Origin of the sequence: Corallococcus sp. AB018 (genome assembly GCF_003986945.1) — a bacterium.
Taxonomy (GTDB): Bacteria; Myxococcota; Myxococcia; order Myxococcales; family Myxococcaceae; genus Corallococcus; species Corallococcus exiguus.
On the sequence record NZ_RAWR01000028.1, the window covers coordinates 49,039 to 60,423 of the forward strand.

Sequence of the window (11,385 nt, forward strand, 5' to 3'; positions counted from 1 at the left end):
TCGCCCGTACGGTAGAGGCGGGCACCCGGCGTGGAGGAGAAGGGGTGCGGGATGAAGCGCTCGGCACTCAGGGCCGGCTGGCCGAGGTAGCCCCAGGCGAGGCCTTCACTGGCGAGGAAGAGCTCACCGGGGACACCCACGGGCACCGGCTGAAGGTGGGCGTCGAGGACGTAGGTGCGGGTGTTGGCGATGGGCCGTCCGATGGGAGGCCGCGTGCCGTCGTCGCGCGAGGAGGCAGCGACGGGGGTGAAGGTGGCGACGACGGTGCTCTCGGTGGGCCCGTAGTGGTTGAAGAGGGCAGCGGGCACCGAAGGAGGCGGGCCGTGGTGCAGGGCGTCTCCGCCCGTCAGCAGGGCACGCAGGGCGATGGGGCGAGGCCACTCCTCGCGCAGCACGGCCTCGGCCAGAGGCGTGGGCATGAAGCAGGTGGTGATGGCTTCGCGGGCCAGCCACTGAAGCAACTGGGAGGGCTCCGCACGCACGGCTTCGGGCGGGACGACGAGGCTGGCGCCAGAGGCGAGGGAAGGCCACACCTCCCAGGTGGAAGCGTCGAAGGCGACGCCCGCGGTGAGGGCCGTGGAGTCCTTGGGCGTCAGCGCGTAGGTGCGCTGGTGCCAGGAGACGAGGTTCATCAACGCGCGGTGGTGGACAGCGACGCCCTTGGGCCGTCCGGTGCTGCCGGAGGTGTAGATGACGTAGGCCAAATCCTCCGGGCCCACGGGCATCACCAGCAGCGGCTGCTGGTGCGCCGCAGTCTCCACTTCGAGCGCGAGGACACGAGCGGAGAGGGGCGGCAGCGAGTCGCGCAGGTGCTGCTGGGTGAGGAGGACAGAAGCACCGCAGTCCTCCAGCATGAAAGCCAGACGCTCCGGCGGGACACCGGGAGAGATGGGGACGTAGGCGGCGCCCGCCTTGAGTGCGGCGAGGAGGCCCGCCACCAACTCCGGAGAGCGCTCAGCAAGGACGGCGACGCGGCTGCCACGGGAGACACCGGCCGCGTGGAGTTGGACAGCAAGTCCATGGGCCCAGGCGTCGAGGCTCGCGTAGCTGATGCTTCGCTCACCCATGCGCACGGCGACCGCATCCGGAGCGCGGCGGGCATGCTCCGCGACGACGTGGTGGATGCAGGTGTCGCGCGGGAAGGCGACGTCCGTCTCGTTCCATTCAACGAGGAGCTGCTTCCGCTCCCCTGCTGTCATCACCTCCAGCGTGGACACGCGAGTGTCGGGCTGGGCGGCGAGAGAGGAGAGAAGGACGCCGAAGTGGCCCATGAGGCGCTGGGCGGTGGAGGCGTCGAAGAGGTCGGAGCTGTACTCGAGGAAGCCGGTGAGGCCCTGAGGCACCTCGAAGAGGGTGAGGGCCAAATCGAAGCGAGAGGAGTTGCCCTCCAGAGGGATGGGCTGGAAGGCCATGCCCGGCACGCGCAGGGCTTCTGCGGGCGCGTTCTGCAGGACGAGCATGACTTGGAAGAGCGGGCTGCGGCTCAAGTCACGCGAGGGCTGGAGGACCTCCACCAGCTTCTCGAAGGGGACGTGCTGGTGCTCGTAGGCCCCGAGCGTGGTGGCCTTCACCTGGGAGAGCAACTGGCGGAAGGAGTCCTCTGGGCGCACGTGGGCGCGCAACACCAGCGTGTTGACGAAGAAGCCGATGAGGCCCTCGGCCTCGGAGTGGGTGCGGCCCGCGATGGGGGAGCCGACGCTGATGTCGTCCTGGCCGGAGTAGCGCGACAGTAGCAGCTGGAAGGCGGAGAGCAGCAGCATGAAGGGAGTAGCGCCCTCCCGCTGAGCCAGGCTGCGAAGGGAGTCCGTCAGTTCCGACGGGAAGTGCACGGGCACCGTGGCACCGCGGCGGGACTGCACTGCTGGACGAGGACGGTCCGTAGGCAGCTCCAGTGCGGCGGGGGCACCCGCCAACTGCTGCTTCCAGTAGCCGAGCTGCGACTCCAGCGGCTCCCCCTGGAGCCACTGGCGCTGCCAGAGGGCGAAGTCCGCGTACCGCACGGGCAGCGGTGGCAGGGAGGGAGCCCGGCCGCCACTGAAGGACTCATAGAGGCTCGCCAGCTCGCGGACGAGGACGCCCATGGACCAGCCGTCGGAGACGATGTGGTGCATCGTCGCGAGGAGGACGTGGGAATCCTCTGAAAGCTTGAGGAGGGCTGTGCGCAGCAAAGGCCCGTGGACGAGGTGGAAGGGCTGCCGGGCCTCACGGGTGGCAAGCCGCAGCGTCTCCGCATCGCGCGCGGACTCCTCCAGGGAAGAGAGATCTTCCACCGGGAGCGCCCATGCGGCCGGGGCATGGATGCGCTGAAAGGGCTGGCCCTCCTCCTCGAAGAAGGTGGTGCGCAGCGCTTCGTGCCGCGCCACCAGCGCTTCGAAGGCACGGCGAAGGGCCTCCACGTCCAGCCGGCCCAGGAGGCGCAGCGCGACGGGCAGGTTGTAGGAGGCGTCGTCCGGGGTCAGCTGATCGAGGAACCAGAGGCGCTGCTGAGCGAAGGAGAGAGGCAGGTGGCCTTCGGTGCGCGTGCGCGTCAGGGAGGGCAGACGCGTGCCGGTCGTGGCGCGCTGGAGGCGTTCAGCCAGGGCGGCGATGGTGGGGGCCTCGAAGAGGGCACGAAGCGGCAACTCCACGTCGAGTGCCGCACGCACGCGGGCCACCAACTGCGTGGCGAGCAGCGAGTGGCCACCCAGTTCGAAGAAGTTGTCCGTGCGGCCGACAGTGGGCACGCGAAGCACTTCGCTCCACAGGGCCGCGAGCTTCTCCTCCAGCGGTGTCGCCGGGGCCTCGTAGGCGTGCGAAGCCCGGAGCGCGCTCGCGTCCGGAGCAGGGAGCGCCTTGCGGTCCACCTTGCCGTTGGACGTCAGCGGCAGCACGTCCAGAGGGACGAAGGCCGCGGGCACCATGTACTCAGGCAGGTGCTGCTTGAGGTGCGCGCGGAGAGCCGTGATGTCGAGCGCCTCACCCACGACGTAGGCGACAAGTCGCTTGTCACCCGGAGCATCCTCGCGCGCGAGGACGACGGCGTCCTTCACGGAGGGGGCTGCGCGTAGGGCGTTCTCGACTTCGCCCAGCTCGATGCGGAAGCCGCGCACCTTCACCTGCGCGTCGATGCGGCCGACGAAGTCCAGCTGTCCGTCAGCGCGCCAGCGCACCACGTCGCCCGTGCGGTAGAGGCGAGCCCCTTCCTCACCGGAGAAGGCGTCCGGCACGAAGCGCTCTGCGGTGAGGCCCGGGCGTCCCGCATAGCCTCGCGCCACGCCGACGCCGCCAATGTGCAACTCGCCGCGCACGCCCACGGGCACCGGCTGGCCGTGCGGGTCCAACACATAGACGTGTACGTTCGCCAGCGGCTTGCCGATGGACGGCACTTCACCATCCGCCACCACCTCACCGAAGGTGGCGATGACGGTGGCTTCGGTGGGGCCGTAGGTATTGAGCAGGCGCCGTCCCTGGGCCCAACGCGCGACGACGTCCGCGGGCAGGGCTTCGCCGCCGGAGATGACGGTGCGCACCTTGGGCAGCCCCTCGGACGACGTGGCTGCCAGTGCCGCGGGGGTGAGGCTGACGACACTCAACTCCTGCTCACGCAGCAGCACGGGCAGCGGCGCGCCCGGCATCAGCTTCTCCAGCGGCGCGAGCACCAGCGTGGCGCCGTTGCAGAGCGTGGTGAAAATCTCCTCCACGGAGAGGTCGAAGCTGAGGCTGGCGAACTGCAACACTCGGCTGCCGGGACCGATGCCGTAGGCCACCGCCTCGTGGGTGACGAGATTGGCGACGCTGCGGTGCTCCACCGCCGTGCCCTTGGGCGTACCGGTGCTGCCCGAGGTGTAGAGCAGGTACGCCATGTTCGCGGGCGTCACGCCCGTCACGGGCGCATCCGTCGGCTCCTCGGCCAGCGACTCGCGCTCCGTATCCAGGCAGAGCGCGCGTGCATGCAGTGCTTCGGGGAAGCGGTCCACGAGCGGCTGCTGGGTGACGAGCACCTGGGCCGCGCTGTCCTCCAGCATGAAGGCCAATCGCTCACGAGGCAGAAGCGGATCCACGGGCACCCAGGCACCACCAGCCTTCAGGATGCCCAGCAGACCGATGGCGATATCGAGGGAGCGCTCGACACTGAGTGCAACGCGGACCTCGGGCCCCACGCCGCGACGGCGAAGGGCATGGGCGAGCTGATTGGCGCGCGCATCCAGCTGCGCGTACGTCAGCTGCGTCCCCTCGAAGACAGCGGCCACCGCGTTCGGAGCGAGGCGCACCTGCGCCTCGAAGAGCGAATGCATGCACGCTTCGGGGAACGGCGCGCGCGTGGCGTTCCACTCCACCAGCATTTCGCGCCGCTCAACGGTGGTCAGTAGCGGCAATCGGGCGACTGACTCATTCGGCTGAGCAACGGCCTCCTGAAGGAGCACGCGCAGGTGCTCGGCCATGCGTGCGGCGGTGGAGGCGGTGAAGATGTCGGTGGTGTACTCGAGGTAGCCCTTGAGGCCGGCGTCCGTCTCCAGCACCTGGAGGGTGAGGTCGAACTTGGCGGAGAAGGTGTCGAGCTCCAGGGCCTCCAGCTTCACGCCTTCAACGGAGGCGGAGCCGCGAAAGGAGGCCTGGTAGGTGAGCATCACCTGGAAGAACGGAGTGCGTCCCGGGATGCGCTCAGGCTTCAATTCCTCTACGAGGCGCTCGATGGGAAGCTCCTGGTGCTCCTGCGCCCCCAGCACCGTCTCCCGTACCTGACGCAGCAGCGTGCGGAAGGAAGCAGTGTCCGTCACCCGCGTGCGAAGCACCTGGGCGTTGACGAAGAGGCCGATGAGGCTCTCAACCTCACCACGCGTGCGGCCGGCCATGGGGGAGCCGACGGTGACGTCCTCCTGGCCGGAGTAGCGGGCCATCAGCATCTGCCAGCCCGTCAGCAGCGCCATGTAGAGGGAGGCGCCTTCCTGCTGGGCGAGGGCCTTGAGCGCGTCCGTCAATTCGCGCGGCAGCAGCACGTCATGCCGGGCGCCTCGTCCGTCGCGGGTGGCGGGGCGGGGGAAGTCGGTGGGCAACTCCAGCGCGGAGGGCACTCCGACCAGCTGCCGCTTCCAGTAATCGAGCTGCTTCTCCAGCCGAGGGCCCTGCATCCACTCGCGCTGCCAGACGCCGAAGTCGGCGTACTGGATGCCCAGCGGCGGCAGGGGCGCTGCCTGTCCTCGCGCGAGCGCGCCGTAGAGCAGCGCCACCTCGCGCACCAGCAGCGTCATGGACCAGCCGTCGGAGACGATGTGGTGCACCACCACGACGAGCAGGTGCTCTCCCGGTGCCGACGTCAGAAGCAGCGCGCGCAGCAGCGGGCCCTTCGCGAGGTCGAAGGGCTGGGCCGCGGCGTCACGCGCCAGGCGCCACGCTTCCTCCGGCGGTGAGCCCGTGAGGTCCTTGCGCTCCAGGGTGAGCAGCGGCTCCGGGGACACCACCTGCACGGGGCCGGAGACGTCCTCGCTGAAGGTGGTGCGAAGCACCTCATGACGGCGCACGACTTCTCGCAGCGCGCGCTCCAGCACGGCCACGTCGAGCGCACCCTCCAGGCGCACCGCCATGGGCACGTTGAAGAGGGAGGTGCCGGGTTGCAGCTGATCAATGAACCAGAGGCGCTGCTGCGCGAAGGACAGCGGCAGCGGACGCGTTCGGTCCTGCACCGGGATGAGGCCTTGGACGGAGTTGCCAGCCGTGGCCTTTTGCGCGGCCATCTTCTTGAGCAACTCGGCGCGCTTTTCCGGTGAGAGGTTGGCGATCCGCTTCGACAGATCCTGGCTCATCTCGTGTACTCCGCACTGGGGGATGCCATGGCGCACGAGGACCACCCGGGACGGTGGCCCTCGTGAGATCTCAGACTGCTGCTGTTGCTGGATTGCCGTCCTGAACCGCGCTCACGGGGGAAGCGCGGCAGTGGGCAAATTCGCGGTGGTTACATTATTCGGTAACGACATGGCGTGTCATGAGGCCGGCCCTGCGCTCCTGAGGCACACCCTGGGGATGAATAAATCCCTGTGTTTACAGACCCCACCATAGGAGGCGGCTCTGACGCTGGCGTGACCGCTCGACCGCAAAAGCCGGATCTCAGGTTCGGGGGCCCGCGAATTCTGGACGCCAACGAACCCGGCGGAGTGATCCGTGCGGCGCGCCTGGCTTCCTGGAGCTGAAGCCCCGCGCCTGAACAGGCTGGCGCGGGGCGGACGGACTTCAACTTCCCGTGGGTGCGCGCGACTCGCCGCCTGACGCACGGGCGAGGATCAGCCGCAGTCGCTCCACGATGGGATCGAGGTGCGTGTCCTGCAGCAGCTCATGATGGCTGCCGGGGACGTCGTGCACCTCCAGGCCGCCACGGACGAGAGGCTCCCAGCCGCGGTGACGTGGAAGCCCGGCCGCGGCCTCGCTGGCGCTCAGCAGCAGGGCGGTGCCGTCGTACGGCCGGGGCACGTACTTCTCCTGCGCGAAGAGGTTGGCCTGGAAGACGCGGAAGAGGGCGCGCAGCTGGGCGGCCCCGGAGTGAGCGTCGAGGATGCTCGCCCGGACGCCTTCCTGGAGCAGGTGGTCCAGCATCGCGTCGTCGTCGCCTTGTGCCAGCGCTTCGGCCGAGACGGAGAGCTCCTGGCCGAAGGCGGTGGCCGTGGCCTGGGCGAAGGCGATCCTCACTCGGGCTTCTGAAGAGAAGTGGGGCTCTGTCTCGGAAGGCGGCGTGATGCCGGGCGCATGGGCGTCGATGAGTGCGAGCAGGTCCACGGCTTCACCCGCCTCGCGCAGGCGGCGAGCCATCTCGTAGGCGATGACGCCGCCCAGGGACCAACCTCCCAACTGGTAGGGGCCCTGCGGCTGCACGGTGCGGATCGCTTCGATGTAGAGGGTGGCCATCTCCTCGATGGACTCGACGACGGGGCGCCCGTCGAGGCCGCGAGACTGGAGTCCGAAGACGGGCAGTGAAGGCCCGAGCCTGCGCGCCAGCTCCGAGTAGGCCAGGACGTTGCCGCCGCCAGGATGGACGAGGAAGAGGGGCCGGTGACCAGGCTCTCCGCGCTCCAGGGGAACGAGGGGCGTCCAGGCCCGCGAGTCGTCGCGGAGCACCTGCGCGAGTTGCTCGACGGTGGGCTGCTGGAAGAGGACGGAGAGAGGGAGGCTGAGGCCGAGACGCTCACGGATGGACGCGAGCATGCGCACGGCGAGCAGGGAGTGGCCGCCCAGTTCGAAGAAGCTGGAGCGGACACCGACGGAGCGGACGCCGAGGACGTCCTCCCAGATGCGAGCGAGCTGCATTTCGAGCGCATCACGGGGAGCGACGAAGTCCCGGGCCTCGATGGCGTGGGCATCGGGTTCGGGCAGCGCCTTGCGGTCGACCTTGCCGTTGGAGTTGAGGGGCAGGGCGTCCATCACCACGAAGGTGGCGGGCACCATGTACTCAGGGAGGCCCTGACGCAGGTGCGCTTTGAGGGCTTCCACCTCCAGCGAGGCCCCGGCCTTGGGCGTGACGTAGGCGACGAGGCGCTTGTCGGCGGCCTCACCCTTCGCGACGACGACGGCGTCCTTGAGACCCGGGGCGCGACGAAGGGCTGCTTCGATTTCGCCCAGTTCGATGCGGAAGCCGCGCACCTTCACCTGGAAGTCGATGCGGCCGAGGTACTCCAGGCGCCCGTCGAGGCGGTAACGGACACGGTCGCCCGTGCGGTACATGCGGCCGCCGGGAGGACCGTAAGGCTCAGGGACGAAGCGCTCCGCGGTGAGCTCCGGGCGCAGCAGGTAGCCACGCGCCTGGCCTTCACCCGCGAGGTACAGCTCGCCTGCGACACCCACGGGCACCGGTTGCAGCGAAGCGTCCAGCACATAGGCACGCGTCGCGGGCAGGGGCCTGCCGATGAGGGGCACTTCGTCACGACCGACGAGGGAGGCGGTGGAGTAGGTGGTGTCCTCGGACGGGCCGTAGAGGTTGAAGAGCTTCTGCACCGTCGGGACGGCGTAGACCTGCTTCGCCAGCGTCTCCGGCAGGGCTTCACCGGCGAGGTTGATGACGCGCACGGAAGGCGGCACCGCACCCAGGCGCAGCAGTTGCGCCATGGCGGAGGGCACGGTGTTGACGAGGGTGACGTGAGAGGCCGTAGGCAGCTCCGCCAGATGCAAGGCGTTGCGAGCCACCACCACCGCGCCACCGCTGGAGAGCGGCGCGAAGAGTTCGAAGACGGAGAGGTCGAAGTTGAGGCTCGTCGCGGCGAGCGTTCCCTTCAACTCCTCCGGGGAGAAGGTCTCCAAGGCCCAGAGGAGGAAGGAGACGGCGTTGCCATGGGAGATGGCGACACCCTTGGGACGGCCGGTGCTGCCAGAAGTGTAGATGAGATAGGCGAGATGGCCGGGGTGGATGTCCACCGCGGGTGCCGTCGTCGGCTGCTTCGCCAGCTCCACGTCCGAGTCGAGGCACACTGGCGTGGCGCTGGTTTCAGGCAGCGCCGAGAGCAGATGTGAATGCGCGACGAGGGCAGGCCCCTGCGCATCCTCCAGCAGCCAGCCCAGGCGCTCACGTGGATAGCTGGGGTCCAGCGGCACGTAGGCACCACCGGCCTTGAGGATGCCAAGGGTGCCAATGAGAAGATCCTCGGTGCGCTCGACACAGAGACCGACGCGGACTTCAGGCCCGACACCCAGGCCGCGCAGGCGGTGCGCGAGTTGATTAGCCTTCGCGTCCAGCTCCCGGTACGTCAACCGCCGCTCGGGCGTGATGACGGCCAGCGCATCCGGCGTGCGACGCACCTGGGCCTCCACCATCGCGGGGATGCTGAGTTCGCGCGGCACCTGCGAGGCAGGAGGATTCCACTCGACGAGGAGTTGCTGGCGCTCAGCATCAGTGAGCAGCGGCAGGTCCCCGAGTCGTGACTCAGGCTTCTTCGCGATGGCCTCCAGCAACACGCCGAAGTGTCCGGCCATGCGCTGGACGGTCGCGGCGTCGAACAGGTCCGTTGCGTACTCCAGCGAACCGACCACTCCGTCCCGGACCTCTTGCAGGGCGAGGGAGAGATCGAACTTGGCGAAGTGTGCTTCCAGCGGCAGGGACTGGAAGGACAGTCCCGGCAGACGCAGCGCCTCGGTGGGCGTGTTCTGCAGGACGAACATGGCCTGGAACAGGGGGCTGCGGCTCAGGTCGCGCGTGGGCTGCACGGCCTCCACGAGCTTCTCGAAGGGCAGGTGCTGGTGCTCGAAGGCGGCGAAGGTCGTGCCTCGCACCTGGGCCAACAGCTCGCGGAACGTCGCGCGCGGGCTCAAGTGGGCGCGCAAGACGAGCGTGTTGACGAAGAAGCCGATGAGGCCTTCGGTCTCCGCCTGGGTGCGGCCAGCGATGGGGGAACCCACGCTGATGTCTTCCTGCGCGGAGTAGCGCGACAGGAGCACCTGGAACGCGGCGAGCAGCACCATGAAGGGCGTGGCCCCCTCGCGTCCCGCGAGCGCCTTGAGCGCACGGGCGACGTCCTGGGGGATGCGAACCTCCATCGTGGCACCCCGGTGGGACTGCACGGGCGGCCGCGGACGGTCCGTGGGCAGCTCCAGCGCGGCGGGAGCTCCGGAGAGCTGCTGCTTCCAGTAGTGGATCTGCGCGTCCAGTGCCTCGCCCTGGAGCCAGTTCCGCTGCCAGGCGGCGAAGTCCGCGTACTGCAGGGGCAGCGGCGTGAGGCCGGGCTCCTTGCCGTCATGGAACGCGGAGTACAGCGAGATGAGTTCGCGGACGAGCACGCCCATGGACCAGCCGTCGGAGACGATGTGATGCATCGTCACCAGCAGCAGGTGTGAATCCTCGCGCAGCCGCACCAGCGCACTGCGCAGCAGGGGACCCGTGGCGAGGCGGAAGGGTCGCCGGGCCTCCTCGTCGGCCAGCTTCCGAGCCTCCTTCTCCCGCTCCTCTTCGGGCAACGAAGAGAGGTCCATGAGCGGCAGCGTCCATGCCGCCGGAGCCTGGATCCGCTGCGTGGGCTGCCCCTGATGTTCATGGAAGGTGGTGCGCAGGGCCTCGTGACGGGCGACGAGTGCCTCGAAGGCACGGCGCAGGGCTTCCACGTCCAGGTGGCCCGAGAGCTGGAGCGCGACCGGGAGATTGTAGGACGCATCCTCGGGCTGGAGCTGATCCAGCAACCACAGCCGCTGCTGCGCGAAGGACAGAGGCAGCGGGCCGTCGTGCGGGGTTCGGGTGAGCTTCGGAGCATGGGCGCTCGCGCTTCCGTGCAGCCGCGCGGCCAGGGCTTCCACCGTGGGGGACTCGAAGAGGGCGCGGAGGGGCAGCTCCACGCCCAGGTCCGTGCGCACGCGCGACACCACCTGGGTGGCCAGCAGCGAGTGCCCGCCCAGTTCGAAGAAGGAGTCTTTCACGCCCACCTGGGGCAGGCGCAGGACTTCCGCCCAGATGGAGGCCAGCTTCGCTTCGGCTTCCGTGCGAGGCGCTTCGTAGGTGTTGCCGGACTGGGGCGCCTCCGGCTCCGGCAGTGCCTTGCGGTCCACCTTGCCGTTGGAGTTGAGGGGCAGGGCGTCCATCACCACGAAGGTGGAGGGCACCATGTACTCGGGGAGGCCCTGACGCAGATGGGCCTTGAGGGCCTCCACTTCCAGGGAGGTCTCAGCCTTGGGCGTGACGTAGGCGACGAGGCGCTTGTCGGCGGCCTCACCCTTCGCGACGACGACGGCGTCCTTGAGGCCCGGGGCGCGGCGGAGCGCGGCTTCGATTTCGCCCAGTTCGATGCGGAAGCCGCGCACCTTCACCTGGAAGTCGATGCGGCCGAGGTACTCCAGGCGCCCGTCGAGGCGATAACGGACGCGGTCGCCCGTACGGTACATGCGGCCGCCGGGAGGACCGTAAGGCTCGGGCAGGAAGCGCTCCGCGGTGAGCTCCGGACGCAGCAGGTAGCCACGAGCCTGGCCTTCGCCCGCGAGGTACAGCTCGCCTGCGACGCCCACGGGCACCGGTTGCAGCGAAGCGTCCAGCACGTAGGCCCGTGTCGCGGGTAGCGGGCGGCCGATGAGGGGCACCTCGTCACGACCGACGAGAGAGGCGGTGGAGTAGGTGGTGTCCTCGGACGGGCCGTAGAGGTTGAAGAGCTTCTCAACCGTGGGCACTGCGTAGACCTGCTTCGCCAACGTCTCCGGGAGGGCTTCACCGGCGAGGTTGACGACGCGCACGGAAGGCGGCACCGCGCCAAGACGCAGCAGCTGCGCCATGGCGGAGGGCACGGTGTTGACGAGGGTGACGTGGGACGCGGTGGGCAGCTCCGCCAGGTGGAGTGCGTTGCGTGCCACGACCACCGCACCACCACTGGAGAGCGGCGCGAAGAGCTCGAAGACGGAGAGGTCGAAGTTGAGGCTCGTCGCGGCGAGGGTGCCCTTCAACTCCTCCGGCGAGAA

General features: G+C 69.1%; 2 protein-coding genes (1 of these 2 only partly in view). Both read right to left on the reverse strand.

All coding sequences use genetic code 11. The features are described from left to right. A protein-coding gene (locus D7Y11_RS08755; protein WP_126933467.1) for a non-ribosomal peptide synthetase crosses the window boundary here: on the reverse strand, positions 1–5,780 show its 5' portion. 23,578 nt of this gene lie to the left of the window's left edge; 5,780 of the gene's 29,358 nt are visible here — the first part of the coding sequence; its start codon is at positions 5,778–5,780; its stop codon lies off the left edge, out of view. A 424-nt stretch (positions 5,781–6,204) separates the two neighbouring features. Next, positions 6,205–11,370: a non-ribosomal peptide synthetase gene (locus tag D7Y11_RS08760; protein ID WP_233607242.1), complete on the reverse strand. Its 5,166-nt coding sequence runs from the start codon at positions 11,368–11,370 to the stop codon at positions 6,205–6,207. Between the last annotated feature and the right edge of the window lie 15 nt (positions 11,371–11,385).